Annotated in this window: 17 protein-coding genes and 2 pseudogenes; 10 read left to right on the forward strand and 9 right to left on the reverse strand. The window is 54.2% G+C overall.

The genetic code is table 11. The features are described 5' to 3' along the window. Positions 1 to 456: 456 nt before the first annotated feature. Together J8I26_RS21720 and J8I26_RS21725 are read right to left on the reverse strand one after the other, a co-directional pair. Positions 457 to 1,431, reverse strand: a complete 975-nt coding sequence (locus tag J8I26_RS21720) for a DUF3644 domain-containing protein (protein WP_209609207.1) — start codon at positions 1,429 to 1,431, stop codon at positions 457 to 459. Between the two features lie 9 nt (positions 1,432 to 1,440). Beyond that, complete coding sequence (locus tag J8I26_RS21725; RefSeq protein WP_209609208.1) at positions 1,441 to 2,265, reverse strand: DUF4236 domain-containing protein; 825 nt, start codon at positions 2,263 to 2,265, stop codon at positions 1,441 to 1,443. Between the two features lie 245 nt (positions 2,266 to 2,510). On the opposite strand from J8I26_RS21725, the gene J8I26_RS21730 reads away from it, so the two are divergent. From J8I26_RS21730 to J8I26_RS21740, 3 genes are read left to right on the forward strand one after another with little or no spacing between them, the layout of a single operon-like run. Beyond that, complete coding sequence (locus J8I26_RS21730) at positions 2,511 to 3,170, forward strand: VWA domain-containing protein (RefSeq protein ID WP_209609209.1); 660 nt, start codon at positions 2,511 to 2,513, stop codon at positions 3,168 to 3,170. Continuing rightward, a complete protein-coding gene (locus J8I26_RS21735) occupies positions 3,167 to 3,928 on the forward strand; it encodes a PP2C family serine/threonine-protein phosphatase (protein ID WP_209609210.1) in 762 nt (253 codons plus the stop codon). The genes J8I26_RS21730 and J8I26_RS21735 overlap by 4 nt, the downstream gene beginning before the upstream one ends. Before the next feature lie 5 nt (positions 3,929 to 3,933). After that, entirely contained in the window at positions 3,934 to 5,874 is a 1,941-nt protein-coding gene (locus tag J8I26_RS21740) for a helix-hairpin-helix domain-containing protein (RefSeq protein WP_209609211.1), read from the forward strand. A 380-nt stretch (positions 5,875 to 6,254) separates the two neighbouring features. Here J8I26_RS21740 and J8I26_RS21745 read toward each other — a convergent pair whose 3' ends face one another. Both J8I26_RS21745 and J8I26_RS21750 read right to left on the reverse strand, forming a co-directional pair. Continuing rightward, positions 6,255 to 6,944 carry a hypothetical protein gene (locus J8I26_RS21745; protein ID WP_209609212.1) on the reverse strand — a complete coding sequence of 230 codons (690 nt, stop codon included), beginning with the start codon at positions 6,942 to 6,944 and terminating at the stop codon, positions 6,255 to 6,257. Between the two features lie 60 nt (positions 6,945 to 7,004). Next, the gene (locus tag J8I26_RS21750; protein WP_209609213.1) at positions 7,005 to 7,703 is read right to left on the reverse strand and encodes a hypothetical protein; all 699 of its coding nucleotides are present in this window, start codon (positions 7,701 to 7,703) and stop codon (positions 7,005 to 7,007) included. 311 nt (positions 7,704 to 8,014) lie between these two features. On the opposite strand from J8I26_RS21750, the gene J8I26_RS21755 reads away from it, so the two are divergent. Next, a complete protein-coding gene (locus J8I26_RS21755; RefSeq protein WP_209609214.1) occupies positions 8,015 to 9,259 on the forward strand; it encodes a dsDNA nuclease domain-containing protein in 1,245 nt (414 codons plus the stop codon). Then, positions 9,256 to 11,064, forward strand: coding sequence for an ATP-binding protein (locus tag J8I26_RS21760; RefSeq protein WP_209609215.1), 1,809 nt, complete (start codon positions 9,256 to 9,258; stop codon positions 11,062 to 11,064). The genes J8I26_RS21755 and J8I26_RS21760 overlap by 4 nt, the downstream gene beginning before the upstream one ends. Positions 11,065 to 11,253: 189 nt before the next feature. On the opposite strand, the pseudogene J8I26_RS21765 reads toward J8I26_RS21760, so the two are convergent. The 3 genes and pseudogenes from J8I26_RS21765 to J8I26_RS22750 form a co-directional block, all read right to left on the reverse strand. Next, positions 11,254 to 11,418: pseudogene (locus tag J8I26_RS21765) on the reverse strand (chloride channel protein); the annotation flags it as partial. Between the two features lie 100 nt (positions 11,419 to 11,518). Further along, positions 11,519 to 11,851 carry an XRE family transcriptional regulator gene (locus J8I26_RS21770; protein ID WP_209609216.1) on the reverse strand — a complete coding sequence of 111 codons (333 nt, stop codon included), beginning with the start codon at positions 11,849 to 11,851 and terminating at the stop codon, positions 11,519 to 11,521. A 290-nt stretch (positions 11,852 to 12,141) separates the two neighbouring features. After that, positions 12,142 to 12,768, reverse strand: a complete 627-nt coding sequence (locus tag J8I26_RS22750; RefSeq protein WP_245200460.1) for an HAD family hydrolase — start codon at positions 12,766 to 12,768, stop codon at positions 12,142 to 12,144. Between the two features lie 455 nt (positions 12,769 to 13,223). On the opposite strand from J8I26_RS22750, the gene J8I26_RS21775 reads away from it, so the two are divergent. Next, positions 13,224 to 13,571, forward strand: coding sequence for a helix-turn-helix transcriptional regulator (locus J8I26_RS21775; RefSeq protein WP_209609217.1), 348 nt, complete (start codon positions 13,224 to 13,226; stop codon positions 13,569 to 13,571). A gap of 519 nt (positions 13,572 to 14,090) precedes the next feature. Here the strand turns inward: J8I26_RS21775 and J8I26_RS21780 are convergent. Both J8I26_RS21780 and J8I26_RS21785 read right to left on the reverse strand, forming a co-directional pair. Beyond that, positions 14,091 to 15,092, reverse strand: coding sequence for a hypothetical protein (locus tag J8I26_RS21780; RefSeq protein WP_209609218.1), 1,002 nt, complete (start codon positions 15,090 to 15,092; stop codon positions 14,091 to 14,093). After that, the gene (locus J8I26_RS21785; RefSeq protein WP_209609219.1) at positions 15,065 to 16,342 is read right to left on the reverse strand and encodes a patatin-like phospholipase family protein; all 1,278 of its coding nucleotides are present in this window, start codon (positions 16,340 to 16,342) and stop codon (positions 15,065 to 15,067) included. The genes J8I26_RS21780 and J8I26_RS21785 overlap by 28 nt, the downstream gene beginning before the upstream one ends. Before the next feature lie 263 nt (positions 16,343 to 16,605). On the opposite strand from J8I26_RS21785, the pseudogene J8I26_RS21790 reads away from it, so the two are divergent. The 4 genes and pseudogenes from J8I26_RS21790 to J8I26_RS21805 all read left to right on the forward strand — a co-directional run. After that, positions 16,606 to 16,947: pseudogene (locus J8I26_RS21790) on the forward strand (type IV pilus secretin PilQ); the annotation flags it as partial. Positions 16,948 to 17,184: 237 nt separating this feature from the next. Beyond that, positions 17,185 to 18,972: a bifunctional shikimate kinase/3-dehydroquinate synthase AroKB gene (gene aroKB, locus J8I26_RS21795; RefSeq protein WP_209609220.1), complete on the forward strand. Its 1,788-nt coding sequence runs from the start codon at positions 17,185 to 17,187 to the stop codon at positions 18,970 to 18,972. Position 18,973: 1 nt separating this feature from the next. Continuing rightward, positions 18,974 to 20,125: a deoxyguanosinetriphosphate triphosphohydrolase gene (locus J8I26_RS21800; protein WP_209609221.1), complete on the forward strand. Its 1,152-nt coding sequence runs from the start codon at positions 18,974 to 18,976 to the stop codon at positions 20,123 to 20,125. A gap of 463 nt (positions 20,126 to 20,588) precedes the next feature. After that, positions 20,589 to 21,314 (forward strand): DUF5610 domain-containing protein, encoded by a 726-nt coding sequence (locus J8I26_RS21805; protein ID WP_209609222.1) that lies wholly within the window; start codon positions 20,589 to 20,591, stop codon positions 21,312 to 21,314. Positions 21,315 to 21,539 lie beyond the last annotated feature (225 nt).

Here is a 21,539-nt window from a genome sequence, read left to right on the forward strand (position 1 = left end):
GATTGTGGTCTAAACATGGGTCAACTTAGGGTGCAAATTTCCTGGAAAAGTGGGTCAGTTTTCAGTGCAATTCAACATGGGTCAATTTGCATGCAATTGACCCATATGCACCTCACAAGAGCCTACAGGGCAAGGCTTCCCGCGCGGTTTCATGTCTTTCGAATGCAAATGGGATGGCATAGTTGGCAGATGCGATTTGACCCACCAACGTTATTTGGAGGAAGACCACATGCCTGAGAGCCGGTTATTCAATGTTCATGTGGATAATGTCTCTTTTTGACGGCGGTTGCGGACCTCTTAGAGCGATAGACCGTTGGCGTTGAGTAGTTTTTTGGTCATTCAACTGTCCAGGGCGACTGAACTAGAACGTCCACGTCGCCGAACTAGATGTCCACCATCACTGAAATACGCAATCGTGGCCATGCAACAGCGGATAACAGTGCAGCGCCCGTTGAGCTATGCCCGCTTGTAGTGCTGGTCAAAAACCGTCAATATCGCTTCCGAGTAGAAGGCCTTCGTTGCTGTCCTGGGATTACCGGGGTCTAGCTCTCGAATGATGGCGTATTTCTGGTCTTTCAATAAAGGCATACGAATCGCGTGGAAAGCAGCACTGGCGACGAAGTCGGTGTAGCGCTTGGCGCAGATTGCCAGGAGAGCTCGGTAGTCGTACTGGTACTTGGCGTTAAGCTGCTCTTCCTTCAAATGAATCGGCACTGCATCAGGCTGGTTCGATAGTTGGACTTTAATGGCCTCCTTTGCAGCCGACTTGATAAAGTTCATCCTCACATTCACCGAAACTGCGTATTGGCGTTTGCTTTCGGCACCGTTATCCAGCGACTCGATGAAACTGGCTATCCGCTGTTCCTCGCGGGAAAGAATGATTGCCCCTGCCGCGCCCCCTGGATTCACAAACGCCAGTGGCATCAGATGAAAGTTGTACTCGGAGAAATCGACATTGAACCAGTCACCGCTGGCAATGACGAAGTTGCGAACTGTCGCCGTTGCAATTTCCTGCAGACGTTGTGAGAGAAGTGGGTGGGTGTTGTAGAAATGAATGGCGCTGTCACGGATGACCAGGAGTGCCTGGATATTTTTGAGAGCCTCGGCATCCAGGTGTTTCGCGTTGACAAGTCTCTCCGCCAGCTCTTCCAAGCTAAACGTCATCGGATTGCCAGTTCGGTTCAGCTTGTACTTTGCACACTTCGCAGGCTTACCAGAGGCGGTCTTGACCTTCATCCTCACGTAGAGGGAGGCGACCTTATTACCGTTCTCTTTCAAGTACTTGGCTTTGGCGAGCAGCTCCCAGGCATTGATAGCCAAGACCGCAAACGACTCCTCTCGGTACTCGAAGGTTGGCTTGTTGTAGATTTCAATGGCCGCAATCATTGCTGAGACGGCCTTATCCAACATCTGCAGTGAACGGGCTCTCATGGAGCCTCGCTAGGTGTTGGACAAGAAGTAGGTTCGCGGCGTAAGTTCGTGCTTAATGAGTTGGTCCAGATTGGCGTTTGCCATGGTCACAGCTTCGTTCGATAGTATGAGCTTCTTCTCGTATTGCGACTTCTTATACAGACCAACGCAGAGCACGATGATGGGCAGCACTGCAAATTGCGGCGCCCCTAGCGAGAAGAAACCCAGCACGATGACCCAGAGGATGTAGGCCCAAAACTTGGGCGCTGGGGGAGTAGATTGGATGGCGACGTTCAGGTCCTGCAATCCTTCGCTGATGCCAGTTGCTGTCCCGCGAGCGCCTGCCAGCGTATTCTCAATGACGTACAGTGCCTTCATTGCTTTTTCCTTGGCTGCTAGCGACAACGAACCAATGTCCTGGAGCAGCTGCACTGCCTCGGTGGTTTCCGAGAACTGAGGCGTAAGGCTGGAGAAAACCACATCATGCGGCTGCATCGCCAGTGCCCGCTCCACATCATCCATACCCACGAGAATCCCGTGGGAGAGGAAGTAGGAAGAAACAGCTGCACGCCGGCGCTGCCACAGGTTAGTTGCAAACACTTCGTTCTCAACTTCCCGTTTGGTCTGTGCCATCTCGGCGCCCCCTATCGATTGTGATGTTCGTATCGTGGATTTTTCCCCGGAACCCAGGGTAGTGGTGTGGCGAATGCCGGTTCCGGGGATGCTGGTGGTGACCCGTCCCCTTGAATTGACAGTGAAGCCTTTGACTCCCACGGACGTACTAACGCCTCGTTTGCTGATGTTGACGCGCACGCCCGGGGCAATCTTGAATGATTTACGGAATCCCCAACCCATTTTTCTTCCTTGTCTAAAGCTGGCTAGGACCAGGAGAAATCCTCCTTCACGAGGTCCAGTGAAATCAAGTATTTGAAGGCCAGCCGCGAAATTTTCCAATACGACGCAACTTTATAGTGGTGCTCCCCAGCGCCTTTACGTAATTGGAATGTAAGCTCTACAATATACTGCGTTTTTCATTTCCGCGGGATGAGAGGCATTCATCCACGGCTATTACTCATATGCAACTGGGGGGGGGGAAGTAGATGGTCGAGCAGATTTCCTTTGAAACGAACGATTTCGCCAGCAATCCGGAGCCTCGATGCCCCTGCGTGCTGCTGCTAGACGTTTCAGGTTCAATGAATGGGCGAGCGATTGATGAATTGAACGCCGGCTTGAATACCTTCCGTGAAGAACTGTCGCAAGATGCATTGGCAATGAAGCGTGTCGAGGTAGGCATCGTCACCTTTGGTCCTGCCAAAGTGGAATTGCCTTTCACGAGCGCTTCCATGTTTTATCCACCACATCTTGAGGCCCAAGGAGATACTCCGATGGGGGAGGCTATCCGTCAAGCCTTGAACATGGTGGAAGACCGCAAGCGCGAATACCGTGCCAACGGGATTGCCTATTTCCGCCCTTGGATTTTCCTTATCACGGATGGTGCTCCAACTGACCAATGGCAGAATTCCGCTGCCGCAGTACGTGAGGGCGAGGCTTCCAAGAAATTTGCTTTCTTCGCCATTGGTGTGAAGGGAGCGAGCATGGACGTGTTAGCGCAAATCAGTACCCGTGCTCCACTTTCGTTAGACGGCCTCAAGTTCCGCGAGCTCTTTAGCTGGCTATCCAGTTCCTTGCGCCAGGTTTCTCGTTCCACACCGGGGCAAGCGGTTCCGCTGGAACCTCCTTCGGGCTGGACGCTGGTGTGAGCTGGCGAGTCGTCGCGGCATCGGAAGTTGGCACTTCCCATGCTCACACGAATACGCCGTGTCAGGATAGTTGTTGGGCTCAGGTCTATGAGCTGAGTCCAGGCATACCACTTCTGTCCATTTTCGTAGCCGATGGCGCTGGTAGTGCATCTCGTGGTGGGGAGGGTGCTGAGCTTGCAATCCAGGGAGCTGTTGATTATCTGACGACGAAGCTTGCGCAACGCGAATTCGGCCTGAACGACCGGCTTGCTACTGACCTAATTCTTTCGATAAGGGACCGAATTTTCAGGGCGGCCGATGCGGAGAAGCTCACTGGTCGGGATTTCTCTTGTACCTTCCTCGGGTTATTGTCCTCTCCCCTAGGAACGCTGGCGTTTCAAATTGGCGATGGCGGGATAGTTATTGATGTGGGCCAGGGATTAGAGCTTGCGATAGTTCCTATGTCTGGCGAATACGCCAACATGACTTCCTTTATCACCGATGAGAATGCAGTTGAGGTCCTGATAACGAAGACATACGCCAATGCTGTCTCTTTAGCTGCTGTTTTTAGCGATGGAATTCAGCGGATTGCGCTAAACCTCGCGACCAACATGCCTCACGAGCCGTTCTTTGCGCCATTCTTCAAGACCTTAAAAGTAGCGACCGAGGAGCAAGAGGACCAGCTTCAGGTATTGCTTGCAAAGTTTCTCAGCGGTCCTGCCGTTAACGAGCGAACTGACGACGATAAGACTCTGGCTCTCGCAGTTCAATCCACGTAAGCACTATGTCTAAATCGCTCTTCACGGCGGCAGGGATGTCGATTTCTCTTGGCCGCGAATTAGGACGCGGCGGTGAAGCGGCGGTTTTTGAGGTGCCATCAGCCAACGACCAAGTTGCCAAGGTCTATCATAAGGCTCCTGATAAGCAGAAACAGTCGAAGCTCCGCTATATGGCATCGACAGCTGATACAGAGCTTTTGAGCTACATTGCGTGGCCTCAAGCGACTCTGCACTCCAGTCCGAACGGGCCTGTTGTAGGCTTCTTGATGAAGAAGGTCACCAACAAAGAGCCCATCCACATGTTCTATAGCCCGGCGCACCGCCGGCAGGCACACCCTAAAGCCGCGTGGGACTTTTTAATCTACGTATCACGGAATGTCGCGGCGTCTTTTGAGGTTGTCCATTCCCATGGCTTTGCCATTGGTGACGTCAACCAAGATAGCTTCTTAGTAGGTAGCGATAGCAAGGTATCGCTCATTGATAGCGACTCATTCCAAATAAATGCAAATAATGAGTTGCATCTTTGCGAAGTGGGTGTTCCCTTGTATACCCCACCAGAGCTACAAGGAAAGCCATTTCATGGCGTTGCCCGTACCGCTAACCACGATAACTTTGGTTTAGCGCTGTTGATTTTCCATGTTCTCTTTGGTGGGCGACATCCCTTCGCGGGTGTTCCCCAGATGAAGGGGGCTGGAGATGCTCTTGAAACTGATATTGAGCATTTTCGATATGCGTATGCTCGGGACTTCAAGAGCAGGGGATTGGCGCCCCCGCCACGATCAATTCCCCTTAGCATTTTGCCTCCCAGCATGGAGGCTATGTTCGTCCAGGCGTTCACAGAACCCGGGATGCGTGCTGGCCGTCCAACGGCGAGTCAATGGGTCTCGGCCCTCGATGGGCTAAGAAACGGGTTGAAAAAGTGCAGCGCCTCACGTATGCATTTGTATCCGAATCATTCGTCATCATGTCCGTGGTGCGATTTGGAAAAGCAAGGGGTGGTTTACTTTGTCGACCTAGGCGCAGAGTTCGTTTCTACCGCAAGTGGCTTTGTGCTGGCTCAGGTATGGGGACTCATCCAATCAATCCCAGTTCCGTCACAGGTCAATGCACCATCACCGGCGTCTTTTACTTGTAAGCCACAGCCCCTTCCCTCGAATATCACAACGAAGAGAACTGTCGTAGGGTATCGGCTTTCTGCGCTCGTAGTGGCAGTCGTATTTATGTTTGCAGTGCCGAAGCTGTGGTTTGCTGGCCTACTTTTATTTGCCGTGAGTTGGGTGGCTGCAGGCTCAGCCGGTGGAGCAGCTCGAGTGGCTGAGAAGGAGCGCCGGTCGTCAATTCGCAAGCAAGCACAGGCTGAATATGAGCAGCTGACGCAGATACTTCGGGGGGAAGCAGGTCCTGAAATGTTTGTTGGGAAAAAGTCTGAGCTGACCAAGATTCGCGATGAACTGCAAAATCTACCCCAGCTTGAGACAAAAGCTGTTGAGGAGCTCAAGCACACCGCTTATGAACGGCAGAAACATAAGTTCTTGGATAGATGCTTTATCGATAGTGCCACTATCTCGGGTGTGGGACCTGCCCGGAAAGCTGCGCTCCGCTCGTTTGGCATCGAGACAGCCGCAGATGTCACCAAGCAGCGTGTAATGCAGGTACGTGGCTTTGGCGATAGTTTGACGAGGGCAGTATTGGATTGGAAAGCAAGCTGCGAACGTCGTTTCACTTTCAATCCTGCGAATGCAGTTTCGACTGCTGACAAAGATGCCGTATTAAATAAATTCCGGCTTCGCAAAGTGCTCCTTGAAAAGAATATGATGGCTGGCCCCGCAGAGCTTAAGCGACTCTATGAACGAGCCCAGCACCGGCGTGGTGAGCTAATGCCTCAGCTGGAGCAGGCCGCCAAACGGCTGGCACAAGCTAGCGCTGACCTCGCTTTGTTGGCATAAGAACGCTGAAACCCGAAATGGCTTTTCCATGAGTGAAGGAAAATTCGCTACATTTTAGGCCACAAACAAATGAAGAAATTCACGAGTCTTATTACTCGTCCTCTAGATAGAGAACGAGTGGTCTTTGAAATCTTTTATGATCAGCATCAAGTCGCGGAAATCTCTTGCCGGCCAGATCAACAGCCAACGATCGAGCTCTATCCCCGGACGGCATATGGTGCTTTGATTTTCTAGAGTTTGAGGCGTTATTGTTGAGTTGTAACGAAAATGGCCCCGCTTTGGAGTGAAGGTCTCGGGCTGGACCAGGGGCTGGCGATGAAGTGATACGCCTAGTGACACGCCTAGCTGGCGCGGGTTTCCGCCAGAATGTCCGTAAATTTCTATTTCGTGCCAATTTTCATTGGTGCTGCCTTTCGGAACTCGAAAATCGCCTTCGCCCATTTCAGTCCAATGCCGAACATTGCGGACATGGCGCACAGTAAAACGAGAATCCAGGAGACATCTCTTTCGACCAGAATTTTGCGATGGAGATTATCGCTGGCCGTCCTGTCGGCATCAATCACGTTATTGATAGCGGCCCTCATGTCATCGATACGACGAGCGATGTCACCATTTGGGTCGGCCGGCCGTGAAACGTTCTTCATCTGGTCGCGGGCTATGAAGTAACGGATTGGTTGTTCATCTCCATCGAGAATTTGCCCTGTGACTTTACATGCGGCCCAGATGCTTTCCATATCCGGTGTCGGACGTGCTGTCGACTGCCCTGGTAGGCAATATTTCATCAGCATATTCATCGACGCTACCCTGGCAAGGCGTTTGTTCTCGCTAACTTGAGCCGAATCGTGGCGAATCTCAGACTCGATATGAGCCCTTGCTGCAAATGTCAGCAGGCCAATAACGCCTACCGAAACCAAGATTTCCGAGAGCAGCGCTTGCCATCTCTTTGTCTGAGGTTTACTTCGAGTTAGGAAATAGGCTACCAAAGCGACGACTAGAATGATTGATATGCCCAGGGTCAACGCATACATGGGGTTAACGAGCTTCCACAAAAAGCTTATTTCGATTGGCATAGTTTTCTTATTGGGTGATTTTGGTGGGTTATTGTTGGGCGCCTCCCAGCGCCCCTGGCTTCAGGCAGCAAACGCCTCTGGATGGAGCTTCAATTTCGCCTTCTCGATTTGAAGGGCGGACAGTTTTAGCTTCCGCAGAAGGCTGTTGTCTCGGACGCTGGTGAGAAACTCCAGTCCCTTGGCGCTCGTGGTCCGTTTGATTTGCCGCTGTAGCTGGATGTACGCTGTGTACACGTCGAGCAGACGTGTTGACCGGTATTCCGCCGGTGTTCTTTCAGACTTCTCCAAGTTGATGATGTATCGGATGTCGTCATCAGTCAGAATCCGTGTTTGCTTGAACCGGTCGTAGATGACCTGAAGTGCTTCGAAGCGGATGCCAGGCACGATGCCTGGGATGTTTGCCACTCGTTCCATTCGGAGCAATAGGTAGCGGATGGCAAATCCTCGCACCTTATCGTCCGCCGATGCTCCGAGGCTTCCAGAACCTCCACCGCCGCCGCCCTTACCGGTTCCCTGGTCACCCTCACCAGCCTCCGGCGTGAAATCCCGCGTTGTGAAGTCGGGAATGCCGCGCAGCGCTGCTTTCCCGCCCAAGACTATTTCGGCGCATGTGGGGCCAAAGGGCTGTTCGGCCCCGGTTTCTTCATTCAGTAATATATATGCGGTATGGGTCTTAAAGCCATGCCGGCCGTTTCCGCCAGTACGAGTGCAGACGACGTCGAGGTCGACGAAGTCAATACGCAGAGGGGTATATGCCACGTTCGCTCCCTATTATTTTCCATGTGGAAATTAATTCTAATGCGAATCGATAAGCGTGGTTGCAACCCTCTTCGGGAAAAATGACCTGTATCAGCACAGCAGCCTGGCCTGGCCTCGAAGCCTCGCGGGGCTTTTGCGTTCTAAATGCCTATGGAGGTCTGTTCTCGTCGGCTGAAAAAATACTCGACAAGAAACGTTAAGACACAGAGAATAAACACTCTGGCAAGAATGCACAAAAAGCCCTTGGGGTTAAGGGCGTCATCGACAGAATAATGATTGGCATACAAACCGAATTGCCGTTAGAGCAAGTCGTGTCCGACCTGTTTCGTGATTTCAAGGGGGATGAAACTGGCGGTCAGCATGCAATGCGCGGCTTCAACTTTCAGGTATGGCACGCTGTTCTTGAGGCTCTGAGAGAGTACAAGACTGGCAAGGACTATGCGGTCGTTCTCGAATGGCAGCAGGATGTCGCCATCCTGAATTCTTCAAAAGCGCCAACAAGCATTCGCTTTCTTCAGCTGAAGAAGCACGAAACATCTAATCACTGGAAATTCAAAGAGCTCACCGAGCCGGGGAAGGACGAACTTCCAGCCGCGGCCAATGATGGTGATGCGTCCGCTACGACCGAGCCTGTAGACGACGGCGAGGAGAAGAAGCCAGCGAAGAAGGCCCGGGCCAAGAAGCCCAAACAATCTTTTCTTGCGAAGCTGTACGCTCATCGACGGCGTTTTAAGGACCTGGCCGGCGCACGTCTAGTATTCGTCTCGAACGCCAAGTATGAGATTCCCGATGGCGTCGGCGGCAAGAATATGGAGACTAGCTTCGAGCTGACTAGCCTCGATGCCAGTCTACTGACTGAGCTCGAGGGTAAGATGCGTGCTCAGTTACAGGTCCCCGAGGGGGAGATTATCAATCTGGTTGATATCGGCTTGGCGGTAAGCGATTGTCCGCTTTCGGACGCGCACAAATTCCTCGCCGGTGAGCTTGCTGAGATGCACATTGGGAGCGAACTCAACCTGAGTGCTGAAGCAACGATTTTGGCCGTGTTGGTCATTGCCTCCTATGTGCATTTGAGAGGCAGTTCAACAAAGAAGGCTAAGAATCTTCAGGAAATCTTGGCGCGGGGGGTAACGCGCGCAGATGTCGACCTATACCTGGCAGCGGCCAACGATGCTCGACAATCTACCCAAGATTTGGTGAAAGATGTCATCGATAGGCTGGATAGGGAAGAGGCGCCGTTCACTCTGGTAACCAAGATGCGTCGAGAGCTGTCTCGTGCATGCGTCGAGATTACGAATCGTGCAGGACCTGCCCCGGTGATAGCCGCCCATCTTAAAGCGCTTCACGAAAACAGAAATGAGTACGAGGATATCTCAAGGGTTACGGATATCCTTTCGACTTGGTACGAAGACTTCCAAAAACTAGAAATCCCGGAGGCTCGCGATTACAAGCGCGAGTATCTGTACTGTCTTATGTCCATGATTATCCAAAATGCAAATCCAATACAGCAACTACCATCTGTTCCGACTGATTCGCAATCTGAGGACAAAAAATGAAGCGGACCGTCGTTTATCACGCACTCTCGCTGGTATCCGAAAGAGACGAGAAGGCGCGGCGGTTGGAATTCAGTCCGACTCACAACCTTCTAGCCGGTGAAAACGAGACTGGTAAGTCTCGAATTCTGAAGCATTTGGTCTGGGCTCTAGGATGTGAGCCATCCGCGCGGAACGCTGGGAATTGGGATTCCAATATCGTTGCCAGCGTAGAATTGAGCGTCGATGGAAAGCGTTTCACGTTTGTGCGCACTGGTGTGCACCAGCGAGCTGCATTTGATGATGCCGGCCGACTGTTGCTGGGTACGGAGAGTGCCAAGAAATGGGTTAGTTTTTTTGCGGATACTTTCGGTTACCCACTGAAACTCCAGCGTCCGAAAGAGGGAGAGTTTGCTCTGGCTGGTCCAGAGTATGCGGTGCTGCCCTTCTACATTGACCAAGAGGGCGGTTGGGGGCGCAAGTGGAGCAACTTCACGAAGTTGGGCCAGTTCGCGCGTTGGGAAGCTCCCGTGCTTGAGTCATTCACTGGGTTGCGCCCGCTGAAATACTTCGAGCTGCAGCTTACCCGTGACGATATGGCGCAGCAGCTGCGGGACGCGCATGCCCAGGTGAAAGTTCAGTCGAGTGCCTACTCACAGGTGCGGGCGATGTTGCCTGCCACCGAGGCTAAACTCGATGAAGGGCTGTTCGCGCAAGAGCTGAAGGCAATGTCGGCGAAGGTTGCTTTGCTTGGCAAAGAAGAGGATACCGTCCGCAAGGCGCTTTTCGATGTTACGCAGCAATTGCAGGAGCGCACAGCAGAACTGCAGCTAGTGACTCGAGCGGAAGGTGACCTTGTTGAGGATTTGGCCTATCTCTCGAAGGTGCCTGATGACGGCATGATTGCGTGCCCGACTTGCGGCCAAGAGCATGGTGTTACGTTCCGTGCCCGGCTCGACCTGGCCAGCGATGCCAAAGATGCCCATCAGTTGGTCTTGCAGGTTCGTGACCAACTTCGCAAGCTTCGCGACGAAGACAGCAAGCTTCGCATCAAGCTCAAAAACGTCACCTCACAGATGGCGCAATTGCGTACTTCGATGGAGCGGCATAACGGAGATACCAGTGTTTCCGATGTGGTGATTGCAAAGAGCCTAGACACTATCCAGATGGCCTATGAGAAAACTGCACGGGCGATGCAGGAACGTATCAAAGTCATCGATGCAGATAAGGCTGCCCTGGATACGGAGCTCGAGGGACTCATCGACAAAGAGAAGATGAAGCTCGTGCGTGCGGACTTCAAGGCTTCGGTGAAGTCGCATGCGGACCGCCTGAATGTCGCCGCGGAAGAAATTAAGAGCGTGAAGATTGGTGGACGCCCTGCGATGGCTTCAGGAAGTTCTGGGCCGCGGATTTACCTGGCGATGCACTTGGCGCTTTTAGAGATGCATGCAAAGCACGGTGCTGGTCCGACGTTCCCCTTCATTGTAGATACCCCGCGCCAGCAAGGTCTGGACGACAAGAACACTGCGAAGCTGCTTGATGCAATTTACGGTCACGCGGACGTACATCAAATCTTCGTGGCGAACGAGTCTGTGCCGAATAGCTGGGAGGGCCGTAAGAACTGCAAAATTATTGGTTTCGAAGAGAAGCGCAATGTTCTGTGGGAGTCTGAGTATCGTGCCAACCTGGATAAGATGGCTCCGTTCGTCGGTGCCATGCAGGCCGCAATTAATGCCGAGCGTGAAGAAGCAGCGAAAGCAGGAGAGCCAGAGGAAGAAGACATTGAGCCCACCGTTGCTGCCGACGACGAAGAGGATTACGAGGAGTAATCCGAGCATTGCATAGAAGTATCCAGCCCGGCCTGGCCTCGAAGCCTCGCCGGGCTTTTTTTATTGCCAAACGCTCCCCGCAGGCTGAAAAGTCGATATTTTTTTTTTGGAAATGATGATGGTGTTGATTTGCTCGCAGAATTGACCCTCTCCATTTGACCCACCTTCCATTGCCTGCTGAAGGCAGCCAACGACGCAGGCAATCGCCGCAAAGGGGCCGATTTCAAGGGCGAAGAGTTCGATAGCCATGACGGCTGATGCGATGGGGGTATTGGCGGCGCCAGCAAAGATGGCGACAAAGCCCAGCCCCGCCAACATTGAGAACGGCAAGTGGAGCAGCGGGGCCAAGGCGTTAAATGCTGCCTAACTTCTGTGGCACGGCGCCAACATCAGCGCGACATTCTCTTTTTTTCGGTGCTGCGAGAGATACACTTAATTTTCTGTAAAGCGGGCTCTATTCAACGGAAACAGTGACGCGCTTGCCTGCTCTGAGCAGCATGTCCACTAACGAGTCAATAGAGAACTCACTCCCATTTTTGTTGCTGATGTCTGCAACACGCCGGCAAGTTATACCCAAGATCCGGCCAGCATCAGATGGCTTCGGATTGTTGGCTTCGATCCAGGCCGCCAGTTCGGTCACTAGGTAATCCCGGACTACCAGCTTTAAAAAGATAAGCCTTTGAGAGCCTACCTTAAGCTCAGCCGCTTCTTTTGGCCCAAATCCTAAGTCGGCGAACACATTGCCGTCTGCATGCGTCATATGTCGTGACTTGCTCTCGATAGCCATTTTTCTTTACTCTCAATAAGGGAGTGTCTTGAATTCTGTGCAACTGAGATGTCACTTAGTTCGCAGGGAGGTATCCAGGCCGGCCAAACCTTGAGTGTCCACGTCGCCGAGCTAGATGTCCACGACCACTGAAATACGCAACAGAACGCGATTGGTCTTGTCTTTTTCACCTACTTTGGTCTCCCGCTCTCAGTTCAGGTATCAGAAGTTCTAGTCGCTGGTTGTTCTCTCGGAACGCAGTCGGCTAGCCATGATCATAAGATGGACGCAGAGGAGGACTAACGATCCCCTCATGATCCGCTGAGAGAGCCTACGTGAGCCTGCGTCACCCACCAATCAACGAACTCTGCCAAACAAGTATGTCGAGAATGCACCAAAGCTAGATCGCTGCCAATGTTTGGGCTTCCAGACGGATCACGCATGATTAAAGCAGCATGAATCGACGCAGGAATACCTCGCATGTAGGGCAAGTAGTCATCTACGAAGGCAACTGGCGCTATAGCTGCTAGCGTTCGCGCTTTGGGGCTAATTGGGCCATCAATTCCTGCGGTACAAAATACCCGTTCAATAGGAAATCCCAGATTGCGAAGATTTATTTCTCGTGCTTGCCGAAAGCGTGGATCCATAGCTGTCACACAGACCAAGTCATAGCCCGCACGTTTTAGACGGATGCATGCATCGATTGCTCCGTCATACGCTGGCAGAGAACTCCAAAACGATTCATCGAAATAAGATCGGAAGTGTTTCAGTCGAGAGCCGGTAAGATGTTCGACCTTCCACCGCTCTTTCGCCCAGTAAGCACCGCGGTTTTGGAGGTCAGGATAGGCCCCGAATGCACGTTGCCAAGCAACAGCGTATGCATCGTTATAGTTTAACAGTACGCCATCCGCGTCAATCGCGATGATTCCCAAGATCATTCCGGCGATTGAACAACAGCATCTGTTCCGACATTGCCAATGAGCTGATGCTGAGTTGCCATGGTCGACTCAGAAAGGTAGTGCTCGAGGTCAGAGGACCACGTGTCGATTAGTAACTTTGCCCAGTGCGCAAATTGCTCTATTGGTTCGCTTCCACGCAGCGGGATTTTCCGATTATTTCTGTTCCCAGGTTCACGACGCCATTCAACCGTCAAACTACCATCGACTTTCATCGAGATTTTTTTTACTACCTTAGAGGCGCCACCAACTCCGATGTAAGTTGAAAGTGGTCGAATATCACAGACGTTCATTGGGTTACAGTCATCATTTCGATTCGGCTGGCTAGTAACTATCAGGCGAATCAGGATTACGTTTTGTTCTTGATAGAAGAACCGGAAAACGGATACTAAGTAAGTCTTAGTACAACGTCAATAGCATCCTAAGACACTCTTAGGATGAGTTCAAAAAAAGACACTTCCGGAGTATTCCCACGGCGACTTAAGAGCGCCAGGCAGGCTGCCGGCATCACTCAGTTTGGCTTGGGAGTGTCTGCGGGTATAGACGAGTACTCGGCCAGCCCAAGGATCAATCAGTACGAGCGCGGAGTCCATGTTCCCGACCTGGGAACCGCCCGGCGCCTGGCAGAGGCCTTGAATGTGCCGCTCAGCTACCTCTTTGAACCAAATGAGCAGTTGGCTGAATTTGTTCGTTTAGCCGGAAAGCTTACGAAGGACGATTTGAAGAAATTGACTGCCTATCTGCGAGAAGCGCTTGCAGAGCAATCAGATGCCCGAGTGGATTGATGTTTTGAATATTTCTCCTTACGAAATTTGATTTTCCGTGAACGAAAATCCAAGCTATGCGTAGCTATTCCTAAATATGCGCATGCTTCGCTGTCAATCAAAGGCATTGCTAGGAATCGAAAGCCAAATTCAGTTACTCAGTTGCCGCGCCTCTCATTGAATGAAGAACTTTTTTGCTCGCTTAGTTGGCTTACTTTTTTGTCAAACCATAGCGCCAAAAGCATGAGGGCCAGTCCGATGATTTCCAACGCCGTCGCAACAAGTCCTGTAGATGCCTAGCCAAAGCCTGCAGCAATTGACATTTCTCCCTGGGCAGCACCGAGTGCATTGGATGTATTGAATGCGCTGTGATTCGGAGATGCCGCGAGCGTCTGTCCCTTGCCGGCGACATTCATGAGACGCGCTTGCAATGCGGGGGCTAGCGCGAATTCATTTCCTATTAAGTAGAGCAATACAACCGTCCGGACCTTGGATGGCGCCACAAAGAAAAATGCGCCTAAGGTAGACGCTCCCACGATATTATTTCAGACCTTTAAATCCTGGATTCTGGCGTGCACGAAGAGTGTCTGAGTTCATACTCAGTAACCGAAATTTTTTGCTGATGTATTGATCTCTGGAGGAGAGCTTATCTGAGTTGCTGATGTAGTTTTTTATCGAGTATTCTTTTCGATGATTGGGAATTGACTCAATAACAACGTCGCCAGTTTTCGTTGTGAATATCCGAGTCCCCAATTCATGGAGCGCCGTTTTGACCTCATCATGAGGATGACCATATTGGTTGTCATAGTCGCTTGAGCAAATTACGAGCGATGGCTTGACTGCCTGAAAGAAGTTCTTTGAATTGATGGCGTTTTTTGAGCCATGATGAGCCAATATGAGAACATCAATTTCATTCTTAAAGGCTCTAGATCTCCTTAGCATTGCCCCAATATTCGGATGCTCAATATCCCCTAGGCTCGCGACGTTAAACATGCCACCACGAAAGACCTTTACTGTCGAATTGTCATTGGAATTAGGGAAGATCTCCTTAGGATGAAAAATGAGATCGCTGTATCCAATCTCATCCGATTTATTCAGGCCTTCAATATAGGGGGGATCAATGCGTTGAGCCAGCATGCGCAATGCTGCTTTTCGTCTGCTGCTCTGGTAGCTAATGATTTCCGAAAGGCAGTTTTTCGCGTTCTCGGAATCATGGTCATACCCGGGGTACTCGATCCTTTTTGGCATGAGCGTCGCCAGGATCTCCTTCAATTCGCGCAAGTTGCAATGATCCATGTCCCAACTGGTGATATGCAGCGTATCGATCTCGGTCTTTGCACAAATTCTCATCTCTTCGGCAAGAGATTCGATGCTGCGAGCCGTTAATTTGGCTTCAATTAACGTGAAGTGATTATCGGCAAAGTACGAAAACGATGATCCTGGTTCACCCAATTGATACGCACGAAATCTGGTATGTATCGCCTTCAGCTCCATATTCTTATTTTCTCTGGTGGTTATTGCTGCGAAATCTTCACGGCCCAACTGGCGGTTTCATAACCATGGCGCGCAAGAAGATCGAAATCGGCTGCTTCCATTCCATTCAGATTGGTCGCATACATTGCTGCACGCATTGCGTCCTCTGCTGAAATCCACGCCAGTTCGAGAAGTTCTTCTTGCAACTTAGGGTTTCCTTTCGTTCCTTCTGAAATTGATTTTCGGGGATCCATGCCGATTCCGACGTACGCTCCCGAACCGCTGCGCGCTGTGAAATGATTCATTAGCGATCTCACACGTAACGCGCGTGTCTGGTCGAGAGCGATGTCGGCGATTCTTTTGAACCGAAGCGGATTTAGGGGGTGAGGAATTTTCGTTCTGCCGAACGGTGCACCACCATCAGATACAAGGAGCCAATTGAGAGGGCGTCTTAGCGATGAGTCGTTCTTGATTAGCTGCTTGCCGACATCGAACAGGGGCTCGATTCCCAAGTTGTCGTATAGTCCGCCATCGTAGAGATGGAACTTTGAAAATGGCGGCAGGTAATCTTGTGCCTCTCCTTGGTTCCACTTAGTGCGTTTTTTCCAAGCGCAATTTTTTACGGATAAGGACAGTGGCCCAATACCGCCGGGGAATGCCGCAGAAATCGCCATGGCCTTGGATAAAGCGAAGCCGTCGACGGATGCGTACCCAGTCTCGTAGTCTCCCATCGTCTTGTTCTTGAACCTGAACCTGCGACCTGTCTCTCCTGTTGTACAGTTAATTGACCAAGTCGGGGAGTCAGAAAGCGCATCAAGCCGCGCATCGATGTTCCAGACTTCCCTAATGGTCTGCTCCAGTACGTTTGCGCGCGATAGGATGTAGCGCCAGTTCTTTGGGAGAAGCAAGCGTTGTATAGCCTCCCTTTGCAACGAAGTCTTCGTCAGGGCGATCTTGATGCAAGGCAGGGTTTCCGCTAGGTATTGGCTAGACGACGGCCATTTATAGCCGGAGAGGCTAAAGACTAAGCCCGTGAATAGACTTCCACCCGATACTGTAGAGACGTGTTCAACAGACTCCAGGATTTGATCTTGGGCTAGCTTCTTTAAGACGCCAGCATGAAATGCGGCAGCACGAACCCCGCCACCTGATAGAGCTAGTCCGATGGATTTTGCTGCTGCATCCTCTGAGATTCCCACCGCCCCCCCCAATAAACAATTTTGTAATATCTGTTCCCAGTTGTCGCTATCTGACCTGGCCGGAGTTGATCTGCAGGTCATTTTCACCGACGATGAGCTGAAATGCCGGCAGTCCATCATCGGCTATCCCCAAGGTCAGATGAACTAATTGGATGATATCGTCGTGGCTCGGATTTGTAGAGTGTCCTTTAGGGTGACTAAACATGGGTCAACTTAGGATGCAAATTTCCGGGGAAAGTTGGTCAGTTTGGATGCAACTCAACACAGCATTGTCACAAATTGATCCTGAAGACTATTTCGCGTGACATCTAGAAGGTGTAATTAAGACACCAACCTTATGGACAATTTTTAAAAGGACAATATCATTGACTCCTAACGGCGAGAAGGCCAACCTGAAACTGGAAGTGACGCCGCAGATCACGCCGGACGGCAACGTGATCCTGGACGTGGACGTCAACAAGGACAGCCGCGGCAGCGCCACGCCCGGCGGCCTGGCGATCAACACCAAGCACGTCAAGACCAAGGTGCAGGTGGAAGACGGCGGCACCGTGGTGATCGGCGGCATCTACACCCAGACCGAGAACCGGCACGAGGCCAAGGTGCCGCTGCTGGGCGACATCCCGGTGCTGGGCCATCTGTTTCGCAACAGCGCGCGGGTGCAGGACAAGACCGAGCTGTTGATTTTCCTCACGCCGCGCGTGGTGGCAGGCCAGCGCCCCTACTGAACGCATGCCGGGGCCGTCCGGATCCAATTTTTCCCCGGCGAGGCAGCAAGGACGGTAAAATCGACGTTTGGGCCTGAAACCTGCCGCACAGCAACACCGTCGCGGCTTTCCGGCCCTGCCGCGCCGGGCCACAAGCAGGATGCGCAGGCCTTGCCGAAACGGCGAGCGCGCGACTGCGCCATTATTCAAGCCCGGCGGCATCACCGAACACTAGCCTGCTGCGCAGAATTCTTTGATATGACAGGAAGCATCATTCTGGTCGGCCTGATGGGAGCCGGCAAGACCACCATAGGCCGCGCCCTGGCCAAGAAGCTGGGCAAGCGCTTCGTCGATTCGGACCACGAGATCGAGGCGCGCACCGGCGCAGCCATCCCTGTCATCTTCGAAATCGAAGGCGAGGAAAGCTTCCGTCGCCGCGAGGCCGAAGTGATCCGCGAACTCTCGGCCCAGCCCGACATTGTGCTGGCCACCGGCGGCGGCGTTGTGCTGCGCGAGGAAAATCGCGAGAACCTGAAAAAGGGCGGCACCGTCATCTACCTGCGCGCGAGCATCAACCAGATCCTGCAGCGTACCGGGCGCGACAAGAACCGCCCGCTGCTGCAAACCGCCGACCCGCGCCGCAAGCTGGAAGAACTCTCGCGCCAGCGCGAGCCGCTGTACCGTGAGGTGGCCGACTTCGTGGTCGAGACCAATCGCCCCAATGTGCAATTCCTGGTGCAGACCATCATCAGCCACCTGGAGCTGTCGCCCAAGCAGGCGCCGACGCCGATGCAAAACATGGCGACCGAAGGTGCACTCATCGTCGAACGCAGCAGCGCGACCGTGGTCACAGCTGCAGACGGCAGCGTCGTGGCCACCACCAGCGAATCGACCTTTATCATCAACAGCGCCGCCGGCGCCAGCCAGAGCACAAGCAGCATGAACCCAGCCAACACCACCGCCCCGATCACACTGGAAGTCGACCTGGGCGAGCGCAGCTACCCCATCCTCATCGGCCGCGGCCTGCTGGACGACGCCTCGCTGCTGCAGCAGTTCGTCACCGGCAAGCGCGCCGCCGTGGTCACCAACGACAAGGTCGGCCCGCTCTACCTGGAAAAGGTCAGCGCCGCCCTGCGCGCAGCCGGCAAGCAGGTCACCGAGATCGTGCTGCCCGACGGCGAGGAGCACAAGAACTGGTCCAGCCTGATGAAGATCTTCGACGTGCTGCTGGCCGAGAAATGCGACCGCAAGACCACGCTGATCGCCCTGGGCGGCGGCGTGATCGGCGACCTGAGCGGCTTTGCCGCGGCTTCCTACATGCGCGGCGTGCCGTTCGTGCAGGTACCGACCACGCTGCTGTCGCAGGTGGACTCATCGGTCGGCGGCAAGACCGGCATCAACCACCCGCTGGGCAAGAACATGATCGGCGCGTTCTACCAGCCGCAGGCAGTGATCGCCGATACCGCCACGCTGCACACGCTGCCTCCGCGCGAACTGGCGGCCGGCATCGCCGAAGTGATCAAGCACGGCGCCATCATCGACGCGCCCTTCTTCGACTGGATCGAAGCCAACGTCGACAAACTGGTGGCCAAGGACGACGCGGCGCTGGCCTACGCCATCCGTCGCTCCTGCGAAATCAAGGCCGACGTGGTGCGCCAGGACGAACGCGAAGGCGGCCTGCGCGCCATCCTCAACTTCGGCCACACCTTCGGCCACGCCATCGAGAACGGCCTGGGCTATGGCGAGTGGCTGCACGGCGAAGCCGTCGGCTGCGGCATGGTGATGGCGGCCGACCTGTCGCAGCGCCTGGGCTACATCGACGCCGCCGCGCGCGAACGCATTCGCGCCGTCACCGCCGCGGCCGGCCTGCCGACCGTGGCGCCGAACCTGGGCGAGCAGCGCTGGCTGGAGCTGATGGAAGTCGACAAGAAGAACGAAGGCGGACAGATCAAGTTCATCCTGATCAAGCCGCTGGGAAGCCCGCTCATTACCAACGCGCCGCAGGACTTGCTGTTGCAAACCCTGGCGGCCTGCACCGGAGATTGATATGACCACTGAAGCGCCGCCGCACCTCGCCCCCTACGCCGCCAACTCGGCAAACTCCAGGGGACGGCGCTTCAGTGAAACTCCCCCCGGTTCGCGCAGCGAGTTCCAGCGCGACCGCGACCGCATCGTCCATTCCACCGCCTTCCGTCGCCTCGAGTACAAGACCCAGGTCTTCGTGAACCATGAGGGCGACCTGTTCCGCACCCGCCTGACCCACAGCATCGAAGTGGCGCAGATCGCGCGCTCCTGCGCCCGCAACCTGCAATTGAACGAGGACCTGGTGGAGGCCATCTCGCTGGCGCACGACCTGGGGCACACGCCCTTCGGCCACGCCGGCCAGGACGAGCTGAACAATTGCATGAAGGATTTCGGCGGCTTCGAGCACAACCTGCAGAGCCTGCGCGTCGTGGACGAGCTGGAGCAGCACTACGGCGCCTTCGACGGCCTTAACCTGACCTTCGAGACGCGCGAGGGCATCCTCAAGCATTGCTCGGCCGCCAATGCGCGCCAGCTGGGCGAGATCGGCCAGCGCTTCCTCGAGAAGAAGCAACCCTCGCTGGAGGCGCAACTGGCCAACCTGGCCGATGAGATCGCCTACAACAACCACGACATCGACGACGGCCTGCGCTCCGGCCTGCTGACCATGGAACTGATGAGCGAGGTCGATTTCTTCGCGCGCCACCTGCGCGAAGTGGAGGCCGCCTACCCCGGCATCACCGGCCGCCGCATGATCCACGAGACGGTGCGCCGCATGATCAACGCGCTCATCGTCGACCTCATCGATACCTCGCAGTCGCGCATCGCCGAGGTCGCGCCGCGCGACATCGCCGACGTGCGCAACGCGCCGCAGTTGATCGCCTTCTCCGACGCCATGGCGGCCGAAGCCACGGTACTGAAGAAATTCCTGCGCGAGAAGCTGTACCGCCACTACCAAGTCAACCGCATGACGGCCAAGGCGCGCCGCATCATCGGCGAGATGTTCGACGCTTTCGCCAGCCAGCCCAACCTGCTGCCGCCGGATTACCAGGTCAACGACATCGCCGACGAAGAGCAACGTCGCCACAAGCAGGCGCGCAAGGTCGCCGATTACATCGCCGGCATGACCGACCGCTACGCGATCCGCGAACACCGCCGCCTGTTCGTGATGGAGTGAGGAACATCGCGAGACGATGCGGCACGTCGTCCAGCGCTTGCGTTTATCCCAGCTCTTCACTGAACGCAGCGTTCCGATACGCTGCGTTTTCTCTCAGCTCATGCGTAACGCGCTTTCGTTGCACGTCTGCAAAATGATTTGCGCGGGGCAATCGACTCCACATTTGGTTACACTTTTTCCGCAAAAAATTTTCGCTGCGCCGCAGCTCTGCACTATCGCCCGGCGATTCGCCGAAAGCCTTCACCAGAAAGGCTTTCAGACGCATTGCAGTGCTGAAACAAAGAAGAAGAAATCGCACAATGCGCTGAAACTGGCAGATGTAAATTTCTGTCAATATTCAGATAGCGCGCCAACCGCCGTTATGAAGGAATGGATCGGCGATGCGTGTTGCACGTTGCCGCTCCAGCGGATCCGCCCTCCCCCTTTTCGATTTACGGATCCCCTCTTTTTTCAGGAGACCGTCATGCCCATCAGCACCACCGGCGGCGTCGACACCAAGTCGCTGCTGCCCACCACTACCTCGACCACCGACTCGTCCAACCTGCCGGCAACGACAGGCGCGAACAACGACAAGATCGCCGAAGCGCAAAAGGCCAACCTGCTGACCACGGCCGGCTCCAAGGCTCAGCTCAACGTCTCGATCCTGCAGGCTTCTCTGGAGGTGTCGATCAATTCGCAGAACGACCCGCTGGCGCTGGTCTACAAGAGCGCGATCGAGAACATCAACGATGTGCTGCGCCCCGAACTCGGCGACAACGCAATCCAGAACGCGATGTCGCAGGACAACTCGCCGGAAGGCACGGCCGGGCGCATCGTCTCGTTCGTCACCAATCTGTTCGAGCTCTACAAGCAGGGCAACGTCGACAAGGACGACGCCACCAACGCCGACGAGTACATGGCAAAAATCATGAAGGGCGTCGACCAGGGCTTCAAGGAAGCGCGCGGCATCCTCGACAGCCTGAACGTGCTCAACGGCGACATCGCCAGCAACATCGACAAGACCTACGACCTGGTGCAGAAGGGCCTGGCCGACTTCCTCGCCAAGATCAAGGGCGACAAGCAAGACGGCGACGGCAGCAGCAGCGGCGACAACGCCGGCAATGGCAGCGGCGGCACGCTGACGGCCAGCGAAACGACGGTGAGCGTGTCGATCTCGGTGAGCCAGACGCGCATCAGCACCAGCGCCTGAACGCACTTCATCGCGCAATAAAAACAGGCTGTGCCCTTTGCGGGTACAGCCTGTTTTTCTTTGGGTGTTTGCGTTGGCGCGACGATGGTTCAACGACGCTGGGTTCCTGCTTTCGCAGGAACGACACTTAGGTGGTGAGCAAAACCTCTGCAGGCTCAAGCCCCTCATTACCTATCACCCTGCGAAAGCAGCGACCCGGTGACGTTTGTCATGCCCGACAACCGC

It is taken from the genome of Herbaspirillum sp. LeCh32-8, from assembly GCF_017814915.1.
Taxonomy (GTDB): domain Bacteria; phylum Pseudomonadota; class Gammaproteobacteria; order Burkholderiales; family Burkholderiaceae_D; genus Herbaspirillum.

Bases quoted from the DNA above. Each gene is read 5' to 3' on its own strand.
- J8I26_RS21720 (WP_209609207.1), bottom strand. From the start codon at position 1,431: ATGAGAGCCCGTTCACTGCAGATGTTGGATAAGGCCGTCTCAGCAATG.
- J8I26_RS21725 (WP_209609208.1), bottom strand. From the start codon at position 2,265: ATGGGTTGGGGATTCCGTAAATCATTCAAGATTGCCCCGGGCGTGCGC.
- J8I26_RS21730 (WP_209609209.1), top strand. From the start codon at position 2,511: ATGGTCGAGCAGATTTCCTTTGAAACGAACGATTTCGCCAGCAATCCG.
- J8I26_RS21740 (WP_209609211.1), top strand. From the start codon at position 3,934: ATGTCTAAATCGCTCTTCACGGCGGCAGGGATGTCGATTTCTCTTGGC.
- J8I26_RS21745 (WP_209609212.1), bottom strand. From the start codon at position 6,944: ATGCCAATCGAAATAAGCTTTTTGTGGAAGCTCGTTAACCCCATGTAT.
- J8I26_RS21760 (WP_209609215.1), top strand. From the start codon at position 9,256: ATGAAGCGGACCGTCGTTTATCACGCACTCTCGCTGGTATCCGAAAGA.
- J8I26_RS21770 (WP_209609216.1), bottom strand. From the start codon at position 11,851: ATGGCTATCGAGAGCAAGTCACGACATATGACGCATGCAGACGGCAAT.
- J8I26_RS22750 (WP_245200460.1), bottom strand. From the start codon at position 12,768: ATGATCTTGGGAATCATCGCGATTGACGCGGATGGCGTACTGTTAAAC.
- J8I26_RS21775 (WP_209609217.1), top strand. From the start codon at position 13,224: ATGAGTTCAAAAAAAGACACTTCCGGAGTATTCCCACGGCGACTTAAG.
- J8I26_RS21785 (WP_209609219.1), bottom strand. From the start codon at position 16,342: ATGATGGACTGCCGGCATTTCAGCTCATCGTCGGTGAAAATGACCTGC.
- aroKB (WP_209609220.1), top strand. From the start codon at position 17,185: ATGACAGGAAGCATCATTCTGGTCGGCCTGATGGGAGCCGGCAAGACC.
- J8I26_RS21800 (WP_209609221.1), top strand. From the start codon at position 18,974: ATGACCACTGAAGCGCCGCCGCACCTCGCCCCCTACGCCGCCAACTCG.
- J8I26_RS21805 (WP_209609222.1), top strand. From the start codon at position 20,589: ATGCCCATCAGCACCACCGGCGGCGTCGACACCAAGTCGCTGCTGCCC.